The 18,782-nt window shown below is 67.3% G+C and carries 19 protein-coding genes; 8 read left to right on the top strand and 11 right to left on the bottom strand.

All coding sequences use genetic code 11. The features are described 5' to 3' along the window. The first annotated feature begins 88 nt into the window (after nt 1–88). Nucleotides 89–1,342, top strand: coding sequence for a cytochrome P450 (locus G6N67_RS21070; RefSeq protein ID WP_036429134.1), 1,254 nt, complete (start codon nt 89–91; stop codon nt 1,340–1,342). Here the strand turns inward: G6N67_RS21070 and G6N67_RS21065 are convergent. Continuing rightward, nucleotides 1,327–1,935 carry a TetR/AcrR family transcriptional regulator gene (locus G6N67_RS21065; RefSeq protein ID WP_036429136.1) on the bottom strand — a complete coding sequence of 203 codons (609 nt, stop codon included), beginning with the start codon at nt 1,933–1,935 and terminating at the stop codon, nt 1,327–1,329. The two genes, G6N67_RS21070 and G6N67_RS21065, sit on opposite strands and share 16 nt — an antisense overlap. 86 nt (nt 1,936–2,021) lie before the next feature. Here G6N67_RS21065 and G6N67_RS21060 point away from each other — a divergent pair, with 86 nt between their 5' ends. Next, on the top strand, nt 2,022–3,596 hold the full coding sequence (locus tag G6N67_RS21060; RefSeq protein ID WP_036429137.1) for an MFS transporter: 1,575 nt from the start codon (nt 2,022–2,024) through the stop codon (nt 3,594–3,596). On the opposite strand, the gene mftG is transcribed toward G6N67_RS21060, so the two are convergent. The 7 genes from mftG to mftA form a co-directional block, all read right to left on the bottom strand. Continuing rightward, nucleotides 3,583–5,025, bottom strand: coding sequence for a mycofactocin dehydrogenase MftG (gene mftG / locus G6N67_RS21055; protein ID WP_036429139.1), 1,443 nt, complete (start codon nt 5,023–5,025; stop codon nt 3,583–3,585). The two genes, G6N67_RS21060 and mftG, sit on opposite strands and share 14 nt — an antisense overlap. A gap of 9 nt (nt 5,026–5,034) precedes the next feature. Beyond that, nucleotides 5,035–6,447, bottom strand: coding sequence for a mycofactocin biosynthesis glycosyltransferase MftF (mftF, locus tag G6N67_RS21050; protein WP_036429141.1), 1,413 nt, complete (start codon nt 6,445–6,447; stop codon nt 5,035–5,037). Further along, the gene (gene mftE / locus G6N67_RS21045) at nt 6,444–7,178 is read right to left on the bottom strand and encodes a mycofactocin biosynthesis peptidyl-dipeptidase MftE (protein WP_036429143.1); all 735 of its coding nucleotides are present in this window, start codon (nt 7,176–7,178) and stop codon (nt 6,444–6,446) included. Before mftE ends, mftF begins: the two co-directional genes overlap by 4 nt. Nucleotides 7,179–7,313: 135 nt before the next feature. After that, nucleotides 7,314–8,507 (bottom strand): pre-mycofactocin synthase MftD, encoded by a 1,194-nt coding sequence (mftD, locus tag G6N67_RS21040; protein WP_036429144.1) that lies wholly within the window; start codon nt 8,505–8,507, stop codon nt 7,314–7,316. Between the two features lie 3 nt (nt 8,508–8,510). Then, nucleotides 8,511–9,692 carry a mycofactocin radical SAM maturase gene (gene mftC, locus G6N67_RS21035; protein ID WP_036429146.1) on the bottom strand — a complete coding sequence of 394 codons (1,182 nt, stop codon included), beginning with the start codon at nt 9,690–9,692 and terminating at the stop codon, nt 8,511–8,513. Continuing rightward, nucleotides 9,689–9,988, bottom strand: a complete 300-nt coding sequence (gene mftB / locus G6N67_RS21030; RefSeq protein WP_036429147.1) for a mycofactocin biosynthesis chaperone MftB — start codon at nt 9,986–9,988, stop codon at nt 9,689–9,691. The genes mftC and mftB overlap by 4 nt, the downstream gene beginning before the upstream one ends. A 2-nt stretch (nt 9,989–9,990) precedes the next feature. Next, nucleotides 9,991–10,086 (bottom strand): mycofactocin precursor MftA, encoded by a 96-nt coding sequence (gene mftA, locus G6N67_RS21025; RefSeq protein ID WP_036429149.1) that lies wholly within the window; start codon nt 10,084–10,086, stop codon nt 9,991–9,993. 91 nt (nt 10,087–10,177) lie between these two features. On the opposite strand from mftA, the gene mftR reads away from it, so the two are divergent. Next, complete coding sequence (mftR, locus tag G6N67_RS21020; RefSeq protein WP_036429151.1) at nt 10,178–10,792, top strand: mycofactocin system transcriptional regulator MftR; 615 nt, start codon at nt 10,178–10,180, stop codon at nt 10,790–10,792. A gap of 44 nt (nt 10,793–10,836) precedes the next feature. After that, nucleotides 10,837–11,004, top strand: coding sequence for a hypothetical protein (locus tag G6N67_RS21015; protein WP_163642261.1), 168 nt, complete (start codon nt 10,837–10,839; stop codon nt 11,002–11,004). Here the strand turns inward: G6N67_RS21015 and G6N67_RS21010 are convergent. After that, nucleotides 10,989–11,732 carry a phytanoyl-CoA dioxygenase family protein gene (locus G6N67_RS21010; RefSeq protein ID WP_036434416.1) on the bottom strand — a complete coding sequence of 248 codons (744 nt, stop codon included), beginning with the start codon at nt 11,730–11,732 and terminating at the stop codon, nt 10,989–10,991. The genes G6N67_RS21015 and G6N67_RS21010 overlap by 16 nt on opposite strands. A 127-nt stretch (nt 11,733–11,859) precedes the next feature. Between G6N67_RS21010 and G6N67_RS21005 the strand changes: the two genes are divergently transcribed. Beyond that, the gene (locus G6N67_RS21005; RefSeq protein ID WP_036429153.1) at nt 11,860–13,194 is read left to right on the top strand and encodes an MFS transporter; all 1,335 of its coding nucleotides are present in this window, start codon (nt 11,860–11,862) and stop codon (nt 13,192–13,194) included. A gap of 163 nt (nt 13,195–13,357) precedes the next feature. On the opposite strand, the gene G6N67_RS21000 is transcribed toward G6N67_RS21005, so the two are convergent. After that, nucleotides 13,358–14,533, bottom strand: coding sequence for an FAD-dependent oxidoreductase (locus G6N67_RS21000; protein ID WP_036429155.1), 1,176 nt, complete (start codon nt 14,531–14,533; stop codon nt 13,358–13,360). A 59-nt stretch (nt 14,534–14,592) separates the two neighbouring features. Beyond that, nucleotides 14,593–15,039, bottom strand: a complete 447-nt coding sequence (locus tag G6N67_RS20995) for an Rv2324 family transcriptional regulator (protein WP_036429157.1) — start codon at nt 15,037–15,039, stop codon at nt 14,593–14,595. A gap of 112 nt (nt 15,040–15,151) precedes the next feature. On the opposite strand from G6N67_RS20995, the gene ddaH reads away from it, so the two are divergent. The 3 genes from ddaH to G6N67_RS20980 all read left to right on the top strand — a co-directional run bounded on the left by ddaH (nt 15,152) and on the right by G6N67_RS20980 (nt 18,761). After that, entirely contained in the window at nt 15,152–16,009 is an 858-nt protein-coding gene (gene ddaH / locus G6N67_RS20990; RefSeq protein ID WP_110798334.1) for a dimethylargininase, read from the top strand. Next, a complete protein-coding gene (rocD, locus tag G6N67_RS20985) occupies nt 15,982–17,235 on the top strand; it encodes an ornithine--oxo-acid transaminase (protein WP_051578457.1) in 1,254 nt (417 codons plus the stop codon). The genes ddaH and rocD overlap by 28 nt, the downstream gene beginning before the upstream one ends. 62 nt (nt 17,236–17,297) lie before the next feature. After that, nucleotides 17,298–18,761, top strand: coding sequence for an amino acid permease (locus G6N67_RS20980; RefSeq protein WP_230022114.1), 1,464 nt, complete (start codon nt 17,298–17,300; stop codon nt 18,759–18,761). Nucleotides 18,762–18,782 lie beyond the last annotated feature (21 nt).

Below are 18,782 nucleotides of genomic sequence, written 5' to 3'. Positions count from 1 at the left end.
CGTTGCCGCATTCCGGCCCTTGAGTGGCGGCAGTCACATAGGGTGTAATTGACACCCGTCAAGTTTGATGTCCACGGAGGGAGCACCCATGAGCGCGCCGACAATGGACGACGCCGCGAACGTCCTGGCCGACCCGACGGCATATGCCGACGACTCGCGCCTGCACGCAGCGCTCACCCATCTGCGCGCCAACAATCCGGTGGCCTGGGTCGACAATGCGCCATACCGACCGTTCTGGGCGATCACCAAGCACGCCGACATCATGGCCATCGAACGGGACAACAACCTGTTCATCAGCGAGCCCCGACCACTGCTGGCCACCGCGGCCGCCGACGACCTGGCCCGCGAGCAGCTCGAAGCAGGCATGGGCCTGCGCACCCTCATCCACATGGACGATCCGCATCACCGGAAGGTCCGCGCGATCGGCGCAGACTGGTTCCGCCCCAAGGCAATGCGCGCATTGAAGGTCCGCGTCGACGAGCTCGCGAAGCGATACGTCGACAAGATGGCCGAGATCGGAAACGAATGCGACTTCGTCACCGCCGTCGCCGTCGACTTTCCGCTCTACGTCATCATGTCGCTGCTCGGGCTGCCCGAAGAGGACTTCGCGCGCATGCACATGCTGACCCAGGAGATGTTCGGCGGGGACGACGAGGAGTACAAGCGCGACAGCGGCTCACTCGAAGACCAACTCGCGGTCCTGATGGACTTCTTCGCGTACTTCTCGGCATTGACCGCGGCGCGCCGGGAGCGGCCGACCGATGACCTGGCATCGGCGATCGCCAACGGCCGGATCGACGGCGAGCCGCTGTCGGACGTCGATACCGCGTCGTACTACGTCATCGTCGCCAGCGCCGGACACGACACCACCAAGGACGCGATCTCCGGCGGCCTGCTGGCACTCATCGAGAACCCCGGCGAGATGGACCGGCTGCGTGCCAACCCCGAGCTCATGGGCACCGCAGTCGAAGAGATGATCCGATGGTCCACGCCGGTAAAGGAATTCATGCGCACGGCGACCGAGGACACCTCGGTCCGGGGCGTGCCGATCGCCAAGGGCGAATCGGTGTACCTGGCCTACGTTTCGGGCAACCGCGACGAGGACGTCTTCGCCGACCCGTTCCGGTTCGACGTGGCCCGCGACCCCAACAAGCACCTCGCGTTCGGCTATGGCGTCCATTTCTGCCTGGGTGCCGCACTCGCGCGGATGGAGATGAACAGCCTGTTCTCCGAGCTGCTCCCCCGGCTGGAATCCATCGAATTGGCGGGCAAGCCAGAGCTTTCCGCGACGACGTTCGTCGGTGGCCTCAAGCACCTGCCGATTCGTTACTCGGTGCGGTGAGTGGCCAGGAAGCCGTCGACCGCGGCGCGGACGCACGCTGAGTAGTCGAACTCCGGCAACGTGCTGAGTTTGCCCAGCACGATCGGGCCGAGCAGCAGCGCGGCCGCCTGAGTCCGGTCCACCTCCCCGAGTTCGGCAACCGCCTCGGGGCTGTCGAACAGCGCGTCGAACGGGGCGGCATACTGCTCGGCCACCCGCTCCCGCAGGGTGCGCACCTCGTCGCTGTCATTCTCGCGCCACGGCAGGTGCTCCATGTCCCCGCCGAGCGCGAGCCATGACATCGCGGTCACGGTGATCGGGGCCTCGGCGATCAGATCGGCCTGCGCCTGCACCAGCGTGATCAGCCGGTCCCGCAGCGGGCCATCTGTCGGCGGCATCGGCGCGGCGGGGATCAACGAGCGAAATGCCGCCGCCAGCAAGTCGTTTCCACTCGGGAAGTGACGGTACAGCGTCGCCCGGGCCACATTGGCGGCGCGGGTGACGGCATCCACCGTGACCGCGCTAGGACCGCCGGCACGCAACAACGACGTCGCCGCGTCGAGCAGCCGCGCCCGTGACCGGGCCGGCCGCGGATCACCACTGTCGGCCGCCATTTCCACGCCTCCCACAAAACAAGACTTACCGTCCCTCTACGAGACTGATAGTCTCAAAAGTATCGTCCGGCCAAGGAGCGCACAGTATGTCCGACACCCTTGCCGAATCTGGTCAGGATATCCGTGCACCGCACGCCGCACTCCGGCCCCGGCAGCGGTACTGGTTGCTCGCAGTGGCGTGCATGGACGTGTCCATCGTCGTGGCATCGATGGTGGCCCTCAATGCCGCGCTGCCCGACATCGCCCGTGAGACCGCGGCCACCCAGGCGCAGCTGACCTGGGTGATCGACGGTTACACCCTGGTGCTGGCCTGTCTGCTGCTGCCCGCGGGCGCGATCGGCGATCGCTACGGCCGACGCGGCGCGCTGCTGATCGGACTCGCGGTCTTCGTCCTGGCCTCGGCCGCACCGCTGCTGTTCGGCGACCCGGCACACCTGATCGCGGCCCGCGCGGCGGCCGGTGCGGGCGCCGCGTTCATCATGCCCGCCACGCTGTCCCTGCTGACCGCGGCCTTCCCAAAGTCCGAGCGCAACAAGGCCGTCGGAATCTGGGCAGGCGTCGTCGGATCGGGCGCCGTCTTCGGCTTCCTGATCACCGGTGCCTTGTTGCACTTCTGGGCCTGGCAGTCGATCTTCGCGGCCTTCGCGGCCGCAGGCATCGGCTTGTTCGCGCTGACCTGCACCGTGCCGTCGTCGCGCGACGACCGCGCCGCGCCGCTGGACTGGGCCGGCGCCGTCCTGATCGGCGCGGCGGTGGCAGCCTTCGTGCTCGGGGTGGTGGAAGCCCCGGTGCGGGGCTGGACGCACCCGATCGTCTGGGGCGACATGACGGCCGGGGTCGTCCTGGCCGCCGCGTTCGCCGTGGTGGAGCTCAACCGCCGACACCCGCTCCTGGACATCCGGTTGTTCCGAAAACCCGCGTTCGCCACGGGTGCAGTCGGCGTGACCTTCCTGTTCTTCGCGAACTTCGGCTACTTCTTCGTGAGCATGCAGTACATCCAGCTGGTCATGGGGTACAGCCCAATACAGACCGCAATTGCCCTGTGCCCTTTGATGCTTCCCGTACTAGCGCTTGGCGCCACCACGCACTTGTATCTGCCGCGCCTCGGTCTGCGTCTGTGCGTGTCGATCGGCCTGCTGGTGATCGCGGCGGGCCTGATGTGCATGCGCCTGCTCCAACCCGACTCGGACTACGTCGATTTCGCCTGGCCGCTGATCATCATGAGCATCGGCATCGGTTTGTGCACCGCGCCGACGACATCGGCCATCATGGGGGCCGTTCCCGACGAAAAACAGGGCGTGGCATCCGCCGTCAACGACACGACGCGGGAAGTCGGTGCCGCACTGGGCATTGCGGTGGCCGGCTCGATCCTGGCGGCGCACTACCAGAATCAGCTGGCACCCGAACTGACCGGGCTGCCGGCCGAGATACGCGCACCGGTCCTCAACTCACTGGCCGAGGCCCTGGCGGTCACCGGGCAGTTGGGTCCGCGCGGTGGCGCCGTTGCCGAACTGGCCAAACAGTCCTTCCTGGACGCGACGAACTCCGCCCTGCTGGTGATGGCGGCCGTACTCGGAGTGGCCGCCGCGGCCGTGGGAGTCTGGGCACCCGGGCGGGACGGCGAACAGTTGCGCGTGGTGCGCCGCTTCACATCGCGATGAACTCGGCGGCCCGGTGACCGATCATGGCGATGGTCGCATGCGGTCCACGGCTGGTGATCGCGGGCATGATCGAGCCATCCACCACCCACAAACCCGTGACGCCGTGCACGCGACAGGTCGGGTCCAGCACGGCGCCGGCCCCGGTGCCCATCGGCGCCGTGCCGGCCAGATGCTGTGACGTCGACCATGACGGCTCGGCGACATGGCTTGTGCTGCTGGTCAATTCACGTGCCAGCGCGGCCCCTGCGGCGAGTAGGGCGACATCTTCGGGAGCGCTGTCGTAGCGGTGCTCGATGATCGGGGGCACAGCCGGGTCGGCGGATGCGAGCCGCACGCGCCCGCGCGACCGGGGCCGCATCACGGCCACGCCGAGGTGAGGCCGCTCGGCCGGATCGTGGTGCGGGCCGTGCACCAGAGCCGCGAACCCCGCGGTATACGGTCTGATCTCCAAGCCGTCGGCAGTGGTGAGCACGGCCTCGAGCGGCGGCAGGCCGTGCGTCGGGGTCCAGTCGACCGGCAGCACCCACTCCGGGTGATCGACCGTCGCCGCCCCGACAGGCACGCCGGAGACCACGTCGATCCCGAGCGGTTCCAGCACCGCGGGCGAGCCGATACCTGACAACATGAGCAGCTGTGCCGAACCGATTGCCCCGGCACACAACACAATCCGTTCAGCATGCAGGGTTTCACCGGAAGCACATTCGACCGCCGTCGCCCGGCCACCGGACGTGCGGACCCGGGCCACCCTGGTGTCGGTCCGCATCACCAGGTTGGCCCGGTGCGACGCGGGCTGCAGGTAGGCGCCCCCGGGGCCGACCCGCGTACCGGCATCGATGTTCAGGGGCACGGCCCCCACCCCTGCCGGTAGCACACGCCCCGAATCGGATCCGTTGAGGTCATCGATGCGGCCGTAACCTGCCCTCAGCGCAGCTTCCACGAAAGCCGCTGTACAGCCGTCGAATTCACGCACCCGGCGCACCGTGATGGGCCCGCTCGAACCGTGCAGCTCGCCGGGGAAGTCAAGGTCGGTTTCGATCGCCCGGAAGTGCGGCAGCACGTCGGCCCAGGCCCACCCCGGCACTGCCCAGCCGTCGAAGTCACCGGGCAGTCCACGGCAGAAGTAGCCGCCGTTGACAGCGCCCGAGCCACCGACGACGGCGCCCCGGATGATGTCGACTTCCCGGCGCGGCCGCTCGGTCAGCACCGCCGGATAGTGCCGCACCACACCGCTGGCGGCACCGATGGGCAACCGGACGCCGTTGGTGATCTGAGCCGCAACCCGCGGATCCGTCGGTCCGGGGCCCGCTTCCACCACACCGACGCGGCAACCCGGATCCTCCGACAGCCGCGCGGCAAGCACCGAGCCGGCACTGCCCGCGCCGACGATCAGGACATCGAAACGATCGGGGGCTGAAGAGGTTGCAGACAAGGCTGCCGATCAGTTCCGCAGCTGCGGTTTGAGCGCCCCGAGGTGTCGCTCCCGCACCACCCCGGTCCACAGCCCGGTGCCGTACGCGATGTCGTCGAGCCGCTTGAGGAGCAAGTGCGTCACCACACCCACGGGCTTGACGTCATCGTCGGCGTTCCCGCGGCGGGTCACCCAGTCGACCACCCCGTCGATCACCGCCGCCACCAGGACCGCCTGTCTGGCCCGCCGGAAGAGCAGCGCGGCGATCAGGGCGATGGGCCAGTAGTGCCGACAGATCGCGGAACACAGCTGCAGGGCCGACGACCACAGTCCGTGCGCAGCCACGACCGCCACTTCCTTGGGCTCGGTGTCGACCGTGCTCAGCGACCGGGCGATCCGCCGGCCGGTGATCACCGCGACCGCCAGCGAGGCCAGATAACCGATACCAGACCCCATGGCCAAGAGCAACCACACCATCAGGGTCCAGCCGGAGATCACCAGCGGAGCCGTCTTCCCCGGATGCCGCACGGTCAGCGGCGCGGCGGAAGATCCGTAGAATGCCTTGCGGGCAAACCACTCTCGCAGATCGGTCCGGTGGTCGTGGGCAACCAGCGCGATGGGTTCGTAGCGCAGCCGGGCGCCGGCTTCGACGAAGCGCCAGCACAGGTCGACGTCTTCGCCGGACTGCATGGTCTCGTCGAAGCCCGCAACCGCGGTCAGCGCCGACCGGCGGCAGATCATCGCCGCGCTCGGCACGTACGACACGGTGCCGTACGGCACCACCGGCGCCTCCCGCACGCCGAGATCGAGCGACGAACGCACCGCCTCGTACCGCGCGACCAAATTGTCGCCTGTGTGTAATCCGACGATGCGGGGCGCGACGAGTGCGACGGCCGGGTCGCAGAAGTGCCCGAGCAGCGCTTCCAGCCATCCTCGCCGGGGCACCACATCCGAGTCGAGGAATGCGACGAAGTCGGTTTCGCACGCTGCCAGGCCGGTGTTGCGGGCCGCTGCCGGCCCCTTGCTGTGGGTGTGCCGAAGTACCTGAACGTGGCAGTGCATGCCGGCGAACTCGTCGGGCGAGATCGGCACGGCCGATCCGTCGTCGACCACGATGACCCGCAGCCCGCGCAGCGTGCCGATCAGTCGGTGCAGCCCGGATACGTTGTCCCGCACGGGGATAACGACAGTGACGTCCCGATGGGACGGGCCGCTCGGCGGCCGGGGGTGGGCCACCGTGGCGTCGAGCAGGGTCCGGGCCAGCTGTGCGCTGACTGCGTCGTGGACTTCGAGGCGTCCGCCGTTGAGCATGGTCTGCGCTGTCGGAGCCAACCGCAGCAGCCGGGTCGGGGAACCGCCCAGCAACGCCGCACCTTCGCCGAGCACCTTGACCCGGCGATCCACCTGTACGGCGAAGCCGTCAGGCAGTCTCGGTCCGGTCATGTCAGCATCCCATTCCGGTCGGGCTGCCACCGCCCGATCCGCCCGACGCACCCCTCGACCATTTCAGCAAAGATACGCTCCCCCTCGACCGCAGTTGCTGTTGTGGGGTCACCCAGAACCCCGCGTTCACTGACCGCCGCCACCCCGCCGCTGCGCATCCGCGGCATGAGCTCCGCGAGCGGCGCGGTGTTGCCCGGCGCGAGCTCGTCGGACCAGACATCACCCGGCGAAATATGTAGCAATACAGAAGTTTCTGTGTGGCCCGCATGGGCGTCGGCGTTCGCGGCCGTACACGGCACCCAGCCGGCGTCTCGACCTTCGTAGCGCAGCAGCGCGACTGCCGCAGCCAGGGCCGACACGTTGCCCCCGTGGCCGTTGACGAACACCAGCTTCGACGCCCAACCGGAGGCCGAACGACCATACTCGACCAGCAAAAGCTCCAAAGCGGTGCTCCCGATCGACACGGTGCCCGGGAAGCCCTCGTGTTCTCCGCTCGCGCCGTAACTGATCGCCGGGGCGACCATCCAGTCGCCGTCCGACAAGACCTCGACAGTCGCGGAGGCCACCGCGACCGCGATGCGGGTGTCGGTGTCCAGCGGCAGGTGCGGGCCGTGCTGTTCGGTCGAACCAACCGGGATTACCAACATTGGCGCCATGCCACACAGCTGCCTCGACGTCGAGTTCCCTAGCCCGGTGGGGTAAGCCACGTCCCGATGGTAGGCCGAATTCACCTGGTGTGCGCCAATTGTTGGAGCATGCGCGGCAGTAGATTTCCCTGAACTTCTTCTTGACCGCCCAACACCATCACGTGCGTCCCTCCAGCCACCCCTGTCACTCGACAGATAGGGGGTGGTCGGCAAAGCTCGTCAGGCGCCGGTGTCTGACGGCAGACCGAGCGGCCGCAGGAACCCCGGCGGCACCAGGATGTGCTCGGGCCGCAGATCGTGAACCGACGCGAGCCCGAGCCCGCGCAGGGCCGAGTCGATCCCACCGCTCATGATGTCGAGCACATTCTCGACGCCGGTCTGCCCCTCGGCGGCCAGGCCCCACAGATAGGCCCGCCCGATCATCACCGCACGGGCGCCCAGCGCCAATGCCTTGACCACATCGCTGCCGCGTCGGATGCCACCGTCGAGCACGACTTCGATCTGATCGCCCACCGCGTCGGCGATCGCCGGCAACGCCCGGATCGACGCAGGTGTGCTGTCCAGGTTGTTGCCGCCGTGGTTGGACACCGAGATGGCCGAAACCCCGGCATCCACCGCACGTTTGGCATCGTCGACCCGCATCACGCCCTTGAGCATGAACGGGCCGCCCCAGAGCTCCCGCAACCAGGCGATGTCCTCCCACGTGGGTGGCGGCGTGCCCATCCACTCGCCGTACGCCGCGAAGAACGGCGGACCGGCTTCGCCCTTGGCGCCCTGGTTGGGCACCTGCAGGTTCGGCGGCCGGAACGTCTTACCCCATTGCCACATCCACCGCGGCCGAGTCAGGCCCTCCGGCAGCATCTTGACGATGGTCTTGAGATCCATGGCCTCGGGGATCTTGGGGCTGCCCCAGTCCCGCCCGTGCGAGAAGCTCCAGTCGGTGGTGACGATCAGGCCCACCGCACCGGCCGCCCGGGCCCGCTCCACGCGGGCCGCGATGGCGTCGCGATCACCGAGCCAATACGCCTGGAAGAACAGTTTCGGGTTTGCCGCAATGACTTCTTCGATGGGCTTGCTGGCGAAAGACGACAGCCCCATCGCGGTGCCACGCGCGGCGGCGGCGCGGGCCACTGCCACCTCGCCGTCCGGGTGGACTGCCTGCACGCCGGTCGGCGAGATGATCACCGGCAGCGAAATGTCTTGACCCATAACAGTCGTCGCGAGATCGCGCTTGGCCTGCGCCCCGATGACGTGTGGCGCGAAGCCGAGTTGGCCGAATGCCTCGACGTTGTCGGCAACGGTCAGGCCCTTCTCGCTCGCCGAGATCAGCGAACTGTAGACCGACTTGGGGAGTCGCTTCTTCGCGCGCTGTTGCGCGATGGCGACGGTTTCGAACCAGGTATCGCGGGCCATGAGTTACACAGGACTTTCGTTACAGAACTTCTTGGGTGGGACGGTGAGGAGCTTGAGCGGGATCGGCCCCTTGCGCGCACCGCTGCGGGAGTGGTCGACGCTCGGTTTGGGCTTGTCCCGCTCGAGTGCGAGGGCCGGCTCACCGTAGCCCTGCACGCACTCGGGGTCCGGCCCGTCCAAGGGCAGACCGGTGAAGAATTTCGCCGCCATGCAACCGCCCCGGCAGCTGTCGTAGTGCCCGCAGCTGCCGCACGCGCCTGCCGACTGCGGCTCACGCAGCTCCCGGAACAGCGGCGCGTTCTGCCATACACTCTGAAAACCGCCGTCGGACAGGATGTTTCCGGCCAGGAACTTGTCGTGGATCGCAAACGGGCACGCGTAGACGTCGCCGACCGGATCGATCAGGCACACCACGCGCCCGGCACCGCACAGGTTGAGCCCGGCCAGCGCGCCGGGCTCGCCGAGGCCCGACAGGTGGAAGAACGAGTCACCGGTGAGCACGCGCTCACCGTGCGCGACAAGCCAGTCGTAGAGCTGGACCTGCTGCACCGGGGTGGGGTGCAACTCGTCCCACACGTCGGCGCCACGACCCGACGGCCGCAGGCGCGTGATCCGGAGTGTGGCGCCGTAGCGGTCGGCCAGCGCCTTGAACTCGTCGAGCTGGTCGATGTTGTGCCGGGTGACCACGACCGAGATCTTGGCGTCTTTGAACCCCGCGTCCTTGAGGTTCTCCAGCGCGCGGATCGCCATGGCGAACGAGCCGGGCCCGCGCACCGCGTCGTTGACGTCGGCCGTCGCGCCGTCGAGCGAGATCTGGACGTCGACGTAGTCGCTCGCGGCGAGTTTGGCGGCGACCTCGGGCGTGATACGCACCCCGTTGGTGGAGAACTTCACGCCGACGTGGTGGGCGGTCGCGTAGTCGACGAGCTCCCAAAAGTCCGACCGCACAGTGGGTTCGCCGCCACCGATGTTGACGTAGAACACCTGCATGCGCTCGAGCTCGTCGATGATGTCCTTGCACTGTTGCGTCGACAGCTCGCGGGGATCACGTTTGCCCGACGACGACAGGCAGTGCACGCACGCCAGGTTGCACGCGTAGGTGAGTTCCCACGTCAGGCAGATCGGCGCGTCGAGGCCGTGCTCGAACTGCTCGACGAGCCGCGGCACGGGTTGGACAGAAGTCATTGGGCAGTCCCGGGGATCAGCATTTTCGAGGACACCAGCACGCTCAACGCGTGCAGGTAGGGAGCTTGGTCGGAATCGGCGATGCCGGCGGCCCGGCACGCAGACCGGGCGTCGGGGTGGTCAGCCAGCGAGTTGACCACCTCGACGACCGTCCGGTTCTTCAGGAACGACAACTTGCGGGTACCGAAGTGGTACAGCAGGGCGCCGAACGGCTCTGGCCGCACGGCCACCTGGGGGTGCAACCGCCAGCCGGCGTCCGGGTTGAACACGACCGCGTCGACGACCTGTGCAGACACGATCAGTAGACCCCGCACATACCGTCGATGGAAACCTCTTCCACCAGAGTCTCGGTCACGAGCTCGGTCTCGGACTCGACGTGCTGATTCGGTTCCATGGGGACCGCCTTTCATCGCATAGGGTCTCGACAATTGTGATCGAGATCGCAAGGATATGGCATCGAGTGCCAGAATGGAAGGGTGGGTCACATGTCGGAGGGATCTGCGGCGCACCTCTCCCGAGTCGGCCGGCGCCGCTCCACCACGCAGGACCACATCGCCGACGTGGCCATCGAGATGTTCGTGGCACGCGGCTTCGACGAGGTCAGCGTCGACGACATCGCCGCAGCGGCCGGCATCTCACGGCGCACCCTGTTTCGCTACTACGGCTCCAAGAACGCCATCCCGTGGGGCAACTTCGACGCCCATCTGCAGCAGCTGCGCGAGCTGCTCGCCACCCTGAGCCCGGCCGTTCCCCTCGGCGACGCGCTGCGGCAGGCCCTGCTCGCGTTCAACACGTACGGCGCGGCAGAAACCGAAGCGCACCGGCAGCGCATGCGGGTCATCCTGGAAACCACTGGGCTGCAAGCCTATTCGATGACCATGTACGCCGGCTGGCGCGAAGTCATCGCCACCTACGTCGCGCGGCGCACCGGAACCCAGACCACGGACCTGGTCCCGCAGACCGCGGCCTGGTTGATGCTCGGCGTGGCCCTGTCGGCGTACGAGCACTGGCTGGCCGACGAATCTGCGTCGTTGACAGCCGCGATCGCCGACGCCTTCGACATCGCCCGGCCAGGTCTGGACGCCCTGGATCCGCGATGAAGATCTCCCCGCGTGGGTAACCAACCCGGGGAGAGGAGACCGCCATGCGAAAGCCCAACAGGACGCCGACAGCGATCGAGCTGATCGCCTTCCTGGTGGCCCTGCTCGTCGGATTCGGTGTCGCGACCTACTTCGGCAACGCCGTCGCAGGCATCGCCGTCGTGCTCGCCATCGCGATCATCGGCTCGGGCTTCTTCTACGCAAAGGCTTGACCATCCCGCGGGTGCCGCCACACCTGCGCCAATGGCGCCGGGCCGTGCGGAGTCAGCGGTGCGGACAGCAGGATCGGGGCCTGCGCCATGAAACGCGGTGTGCGGCCGCGATGTTCGTCGGCAGCATGCACGGTGAACGGATGCAACAGGTACATGTCGCCTGGCTCGCCGGTCGCGTGCGCCACCGGCCTGCCCCGGCTGGCCGCCTCGGCCATCGCCCCCGCCGTGGCGGCATCGACCGGTTCCTCACCGAGCACCGCCGCGACGTCGCGGTGCGACCCGACCCGGATCCGGGTCGGCGCGTCGTCCGGTCCGACCTCTGACAGCAACGTCAACAGCAGCAAGGTGTGCGGCCGGCCGCTGACCGCCCACTCATCGCTGCTCAGCGGGGTGTTGTGGTCGATGTGCCAGCCCCGGTCGTCGGCCGACGGCTGCACCGGGAAGCGCACCGGAATATTGCCCAATGCGTGGCGGGGTGTCCAGCCCCGCGGGCCGCACAACGCGTCGAGGGCCGCGGCGAGCCGCGCGCTGGCCACGATCTGCCCGAACGGGCCCGCGCCCGTGAGATCGGCCGTCCACCGCACGGGCTCGGTCCATGAGTCAGGTTCGTCCGGCGACAACCCCAACTGTCGCCACAGCAGGTTCCGTGCCATGTCAGCGATTTCGCGAGGCGCGGCACGATCCACCTTCGTGAAGCCGTCCCTGACGAACGCGTCGACTTCGACCATGTTCGCCACCATGACGGAAATCCCCGGCTCACGCGAGCCATTTTTCGGGCCGCTTCGAACCTTTCCGCGCTGCGAATCGTCTTCCCAAAGTGGTTTTCACATCTGCTATACGACGGCAAGGGCATATATGACAACGGTTGAGCAAGCACCCGGCACCGGGGTGCCGCGGGCGCGCATCGCGATGGCGTCGATGGTGGGCACCACGATCGAGTTCTACGATTTCTACAGCTACGCGACCGCGGCTGTTCTGGTCTTCCCGCAGCTGTTCTTCCCGAAGGGCAACCCGACGACCGCGCTGCTCGCATCGCTGGCAACGTTCGGCCTGGCGTTCGTCGCGCGGCCACTGGGCTCAATCATCTTCGGGCACTTCGGCGATCGGCTCGGACGCAAGGCCACCCTGGTGGCCTCGCTGCTGGTGATGGGATTCGCGACCTTCGTAATCGGCGCCCTACCCACCTATCACCAAGTCGGCCTGCTCGCCCCTGCCCTGCTGGCGTTGATGCGGTTCACGCAGGGTCTGGCGCTCGGCGGCGAGTGGAGCGGTGCCGCACTCCTGGCGACCGAGACCGCCGCGCCGGAGCGTCGCGGCTGGGCTGCGATGTGGCCACAGCTGGGGGCACCCGTCGGGTTCCTGATCGCCAACGGCACATTTCTCGTGCTGATCTCGGTGCTCGGCGGGCCCAAGGGTGCATTTCTCAGCTGGGGGTGGCGAATTCCGTTCCTGCTCAGTGCGATCATGGTGGCTTTCGGCCTGTACGTGCGGTTGCGGCTGGCCGAGACCCCGGTGTTCGCCAGGGCCGCCGACCGTGGTGAACGGGTGAAAGCGCCACTGGCCCAACTATTTCGGCACCACTGGTACCAGCTGACCGTCGGTACCTTCGCGGTGGTCGGCATCTTCTCGCTGTTCTACATCGTCACCACGTGGGCGCTCGGATACGGCATCGCCCCCACCGGCGTCGGGCTGGGGTTCAGCTACGTCGAGTTTCTCGAACTCCAGCTGATCTCGGTGCTGTTCTTCGCCGCCACCGTCCCGTTCACCGGCAAGCTCATCGACCGGTTCGGGCGACGGCCGGTACTGCTCCTGACGTCGGTCGCCGTGATCGCCTACGGCACGTCCTTCGCGCTGTTCCTGGCACCGGCACACGCATCGCGGGCCAGTGTGTGCGCGTTCCTCGTGATCGGTATGTCATTGACCGGCTTCGCATACGGCCCGCTCGGCGCGGTGCTACCCGAGCTGTTTCCCACCAACGTGCGCTACACGGGGTCCGGGGTGGCGTTCAACGTCGCGGGCATTCTCGGCGCAGCGGTGGCGCCGTTCATCGCGACGTGGCTGACGGCCCACTACGGAGTCGCATACGTGGGCCGGTATCTCATCGCGATGGTGAGCCTGACACTCGTCGCGCAGCTCGCGATGAAGGAGACCCGGGCGGTGCCGCTGGACAGCGCCGACGGAACTCGATGAAAAAATTTCCGGCACACCCGTCGGAGGTTCGGCCCGGACGGCGACAATGGGAATGTGAGCGCCGAAACAGACGCTCCGCGACCAGCCCGCCGAGCAGACCCGCGCGTACCCCGGAATGCGCTTTCCGGGGTACCGGAGACTGGTCGCGCTAGGAAACCCGCGCTTAGGAAAGTACGTCGGAGATCGGCGCGCCCGCCGCGATCTTGCTGCGGGCCTTCATGACCTTGCCGGGCATGCCGCCGCCGACCACGCCGACCAGCACGCCGTCGCGCTCGTAGTAGGCCAGGAATTTGCGGCCGTCGTCCTCGACCACGTGCACGACGTCGTCGGCTTCGGGCTCGCCCAGGCACTGGATCTTGACGTCGTACTGATCGCTCCAGAAGTACGGCACCGACACCACGGGCGAGGATTCCTGGCCGAGCAGAGCCGGCACCAAGGCCCGGGCCTGATCGGCGACGTTGCTCCAATGTTCAACGCGGACTTGGTCTCCCACCGAATCGCGCCACGACGCGACGTCGCCGATGGCCCACACGTTGGCCACGCTGGCACGCCCCACCTCGTCGCACACCACACCGTTGTCGAGTTCGATGCCGCTGCCGTCGAGCCAATCTGTCACCGGGTGCGAGCCGATGCCGACCACCACCAGATCCGCCGCGAGTTCGGTGCCGTCACCGAGGACCACCTGCTCGACCTTGTCGGTGCCCCGCACCTCGGTCACCCCGACACCACAGCGCACGTCGACGCCCTCGGCCTCGTGCAGCCGGGTCACCAGCGCGCCGATCTGCTCGCCGAGCACCGAGGCCAGCGGCGTCGGCTGCGGCTCGACCAGTGTGACCGCCACGCCGAGCTTGCGCAGGCTCGCGGCCACCTCGCATCCGATGAACCCGGCGCCGACCACGACGGCGCGCTGCGCCGAGCCCGCATCGGCCCGCAGCGCCAGGCTCTCGCCGATCGAGCGCAGCACGCGGATGCCGGGCAGATCGGGGAACGAGCGAATCCGCTTGGGCACCAAGCCCGTCGCGATGATCAGATCGTCGTAGCCCACCTCGCTGCCGTCGGCCAGTTTGACCGTCTTGGCATCGGTGTCCACCGAAACCGCTGCGGAGCCGAGCCGCAGCGTGATGTCCTTCTCCTCGTAGAACTCGGCAGGTTTGAGCGTGACATCGTCGGTCTCGGCGCGCAGCACTTCCTTCGACAGCGGCGGCCGGTCGTACGGCAGGTGGTCCTCGTCGCTGACGATGGTGATGGGCCCCGTGTACTCGGATCGGCGCAGCTGTTCGGCGGTGCGCGCGGCGGCCAGGCCGCCTCCGACGATGACGATGCCCCCAGGTGTAGTCACGTGGGGGTTTTTACACGATCGCCCCGCGGCGTTGTGCGCCACCCTACATTTGCGCAGGATTATGGCCGGGCTCGCTCGATGATGTTGGAGAGCACGACGATGCTCTCACTGCGCTCGATGTCGGCACTGGACCGAATACGTTCGAGCGCCTCCTCAAGGTGCTGCATGTCGCGGGCCAGCACGTGCAGGATCGCATCCGCGGTGCCGGTCACGGTCGCGGCGCCGACGATCTCGGGTATGTCCACCCAGGCCGCGCGCAATTGCGCGGGAGCGATGGTGCCATGACAGAAAACCTGGACATATGCCTCGGTACGCCAGCCCAGGACATTGCGGTCCACGACGGTGGTGAATCCCCGGATCACGCCGGCGGCCACCATGCGGTCCACCCGGCGTTTGACCGCGGGCGCAGAGAGATTCACCCGCTGCCCGATCTCGGCATAGGTGGCCCTGGCATGCTCGGCCAGCTCAGCCAGAATCAGCTCGTCCGTCTCGTCCAGACGATCCATGACACCTCCACGCAATAAACCGCCACATTAGCGGATCTCACGCAATATATCGATGGATATCAAGCAAGATAGAGCGATTGATTGCGCCAGATTGGCTCCATATCGTCGATTCATGACGATTTTCGACGATGTCATGCCGCTAGAGCCTGCCGCACCGCGGCCGCCCTCCCGAAAACCCACCGTCCGGCGTTACGCGATGACGGCCCCCACCCACTTCACCGTCGAGTACGCGATCAATCCGTGGATGGACATCACGAATCCCGTCGACAACCACCGGGCGATGGCTCAGTGGGAGGCCCTGCGGCAGACCTACCTCGACCTGGGACACCGCGTGGACCTGGTGTCACCGCGAGCGGGCCTGCCCGACATGGTCTACGCCGCCAACGGCGGATTCGTCATCGGCGCGACCGCGGTGGTGGCACGGTTCGCCTATCCGCAGCGCACCGGGGAAGCCGAGGCCTATGCCGACTGGATGGCCGCGCAGGGCTTTACCACCGTGACCACCGAGCACGTCAACGAAGGGCAGGGAGACCTGCTGCTCGTCGGGCGAACCCTGTTGGCGGGCTGGGGATTCCGCACCGAACGACAGGCGCACGACGAGATCGCCGCGAGCACGGGGCTGCCGGTGGTGAGTCTCGAACTCGTCGACCCCCGCTTCTATCACCTCGACACGGCACTGGCCGTGCTCGACGACACCACCATCGCCTACTATCCGCCGGCGTTCAGTGGCCCGTCCCGACAGCGGTTACACGAGTTGTTTCCCGACGCGCTCGAGGTGGGCAGCGCCGACGCATTCGTGCTCGGCCTCAACGTCGTGTCCGACGGTCGCCACGTGGTACTGCCCGCGGCGGCGACCGGATTCGCCGCGCAGTTGCGTGCCGCCGGGTTCGAGCCGGTCGGCGTCGACCTTTCCGAATTGCTCAAAGGCGGCGGATCCGTCAAATGCTGCACGTTGGAGGTGCATCCGTGACCATTCTGGAAGGCGTGGACAACGAGGCCACCAAGGCTGTGATCGCGCTCGACGAGCGTTACGTCGCGCACAACTACTCGCCGTTGCCTGTCGTGGCAGCCAGCGCGGAAGGCGCCTGGATCACAGACGTCGCGGGCAGGCGCTACCTCGATTGCCTGGCCGCGTACTCGGCCGTCAACTTCGGCCATCGCAACCCGGAGATCGTAGCGGCCGCGCACGCCCAGCTGGACGCCCTGACCCTGGTGAGCCGCGCCTTCCATTCCGACCGGTTGGCGCCGTTCTGTCAGGCGCTCGCCGAGCTGTGCGGGAAGGACATGGTCCTTCCGATGAACAGCGGCGCAGAAGCCGTCGAAAGCGGAATCAAGGTCGCACGGAAATGGGGCACCGACGTCAAAGGCGTGCCCGAAGGCAACATTGTGGTGGCGCGCAACAACTTCCACGGTCGCACCACGACGATCATCAGCTTCTCCGATGACGAGACCGCGCGCCGCGGCTTCGGCCCGTACACCCCGGGATTTCGGCCGGTCCCCTTCGGTGATGCCGCCGCGGCGGCTGACGCCGTCGACGAGCGCACCGTGGCGATCCTGATCGAACCGATCCAGGGCGAAGCCGGCATCATCGTGCCGCCCGACGACTACCTGCCGCGGCTCCGCGAACTGTGCAACCAACGCAACGTGCTGCTCATCGCCGACGAGATCCAGGCCGGATTGGCCCGCACGGGCCGCACGTTCGCGTGCGAACACTGGGGTGTGGTGCCCGATGTGTACCTGCTCGGTAAAGCGCTCGGCGGAGGCGTGGTGCCACTGTCGGCCGTGGTGGCCGACAGCGACGTGCTCGGGGTGCTGCACCCCAGCGAGCACGGATCGACCTTCGGCGGCAATCCCCTGGCCGCAGCCGTCGGCAGCACCGTGGTCTCGATGCTGCGGCGTGGCGAGTACCAAAAGCGCTCAACCGAACTCGGCCGTCATTTACACAACCGGTTGCGCGGGCTGATCGGTCACGGGGTGGTGGCCGTCCGCGGCCTGGGGCTCTGGGCGGGGGTCGACATCGACCCGGCGCTGGGCACGGGCAAACACCTCAGCATGAGGCTCGCCGAGCGTGGAGTGCTGGTCAAGGACACACAAGGGGCCACATTGCGGTTCGCGCCGCCGCTCGTGGTGACCGCCGAGGAGATCGATTGGGCCGTTGACCAATTCGCCGACGCCTTGGCGGATTCACGCCCATAATCGCCTGAACGGCACCGAGGAGGCACCATGACGCTCCATCCATCAGCCTCGCGAATCAGCTGTTGCGCCGCCGCCCTGTCACCGGAGCGCCCGTCGCACATGGCGCCTCCGATCATCTCAAGCGAAGTATCGGCACCTTCCAGCTCACCCTGTTCGGTGTCGGCGCCACCGTCGGCACGGGCATCTTCATCGTGCTGCAGCAGGCGGTGCCGAAAGCCGGTCCCGCGGTGCTGGTGTCCTTCGTGGTCGCGGGTGTCGCGGCGGGGCTCAGCGCCATCTGTTACGCGGAAATGGCTGCCGCGGTGCCGGTTTCGGGGTCCACCTACTCCTACGCCTACACCACGATGGGTGAGATGGTGGCCATGGGGGTGGCCGCATGCCTGCTGTTGGAGTACGGCGTGTCGATGTCGGCGACCGCGATCGGCTGGGGCGGTTACCTCAACGAGCTATTGGACAACCTGTTCGGCTTCCGGCTCCCTCATGCGTTGACCGCCGCGCCCTGGGGCGAGACACCGGGCATCATCAACCTGCCCGCCACGGTGCTGATCATGATGTGCGCCCTGCTGCTGATCCGCGGCGCCAGCGAGTCGGCCATGGTCAACACCGTCATGGTGATCCTCAAGCTCGCGGTGCTCGGTCTCTTTGTCGCAGTGGCCTTCACGGCATTCACCACCGACCACTTCGCGGGATTCTGGGACAAGGGCTTTGCCGGTATCACCGCTGCCGCGAGCACCATCTTCTTCACGTTCATCGGACTGGATGCGGTTTCCACGGCGGGTGACGAAGTCAAGGATCCGCAGAAGACCATGCCGCGCGCGATCCTCGGCGCGTTGATCGTCGTCACGAGCGTGTACATCCTGGTGGCGTTCGCGGGATTGGGCACGCAGTCCGCCGACGCGTTCGGATCCGACGAGCAGGCCGAGGCCGGGCTTTCGGTCATGCTCACCAGCATCCTGCACGGACAGACCTGGGCCAGCACGATTCTGGCGCTGGGCGCGGTGATATCGATCTTCTCGGTGACCCTCGTGGTGATGTACGGCCAGACCCGCATCCTGTTCGCCATGGGACGCGATGGCCTGCTGCCGCCCATGTTCGCCAAGGTCCACCCGCGCAGCATGACGCCGGTCAACAACACGATCGTCGTCGCCGTCGTCACGGGCCTTCTGGCGGGCTTCGTCCCGCTCGATTACCTGTGGGATCTGGTGTCGATCGGCACGCTCGTGGCGTTCATCGTGGTGTCGGTCGGTGTGATCATCCTGCGCGTTCGCGAGCCGAATCTGCCGCGCTCCTTCAAGGTTCCGGGATATCCGGTGACACCGATCCTGTCGGTGCTGGTGTGTCTGTTCGTGCTGTACGGCCTACCGCCGATCACGTGGCTGTGGTTCAGTCTGTGGGTCGGCCTGGTGCTGGTGTTCTACCTGTTGTGGAGCCGCCATCACAGCGCGCTCAACGACGGCGGTGACGGCTACATTCCGGGCGCGGCCGCCGGGGAGGACGACGTCATGACGGTGCACCCGCCCGATTGAGCTGCGCAAGTTTCTCCGCGA

Origin of the sequence: Mycolicibacterium mageritense (assembly GCF_010727475.1) — a bacterium.
GTDB classification, from domain to species: Bacteria; Actinomycetota; Actinomycetes; order Mycobacteriales; family Mycobacteriaceae; genus Mycobacterium; species Mycobacterium mageritense.
Note: the sequence above shows the minus strand (reverse complement) of the source record. Positions and strands in the feature narration are given on the sequence as shown.

Bases quoted from the DNA above. Each gene is read 5' to 3' on its own strand.
- G6N67_RS21015 (WP_163642261.1), top strand. From the start codon at position 10,837: ATGCGAAAGCCCAACAGGACGCCGACAGCGATCGAGCTGATCGCCTTC.
- mftA (WP_036429149.1), bottom strand. From the start codon at position 10,086: ATGGAACCGAATCAGCACGTCGAGTCCGAGACCGAGCTCGTGACCGAG.
- rocD (WP_051578457.1), top strand. From the start codon at position 15,982: ATGCTGCACGTTGGAGGTGCATCCGTGACCATTCTGGAAGGCGTGGAC.
- mftR (WP_036429151.1), top strand. From the start codon at position 10,178: ATGTCGGAGGGATCTGCGGCGCACCTCTCCCGAGTCGGCCGGCGCCGC.
- mftF (WP_036429141.1), bottom strand. From the start codon at position 6,447: ATGACCGGACCGAGACTGCCTGACGGCTTCGCCGTACAGGTGGATCGC.
- G6N67_RS21060 (WP_036429137.1), top strand. From the start codon at position 2,022: ATGTCCGACACCCTTGCCGAATCTGGTCAGGATATCCGTGCACCGCAC.
- G6N67_RS21005 (WP_036429153.1), top strand. From the start codon at position 11,860: ATGACAACGGTTGAGCAAGCACCCGGCACCGGGGTGCCGCGGGCGCGC.
- G6N67_RS21070 (WP_036429134.1), top strand. From the start codon at position 89: ATGAGCGCGCCGACAATGGACGACGCCGCGAACGTCCTGGCCGACCCG.
- ddaH (WP_110798334.1), top strand. From the start codon at position 15,152: ATGACGATTTTCGACGATGTCATGCCGCTAGAGCCTGCCGCACCGCGG.
- G6N67_RS21065 (WP_036429136.1), bottom strand. From the start codon at position 1,935: ATGGCGGCCGACAGTGGTGATCCGCGGCCGGCCCGGTCACGGGCGCGG.
- G6N67_RS21010 (WP_036434416.1), bottom strand. From the start codon at position 11,732: ATGGTCGAAGTCGACGCGTTCGTCAGGGACGGCTTCACGAAGGTGGAT.
- G6N67_RS20995 (WP_036429157.1), bottom strand. From the start codon at position 15,039: ATGGATCGTCTGGACGAGACGGACGAGCTGATTCTGGCTGAGCTGGCC.
- mftD (WP_036429144.1), bottom strand. From the start codon at position 8,507: ATGGCCCGCGATACCTGGTTCGAAACCGTCGCCATCGCGCAACAGCGC.
- mftC (WP_036429146.1), bottom strand. From the start codon at position 9,692: ATGACTTCTGTCCAACCCGTGCCGCGGCTCGTCGAGCAGTTCGAGCAC.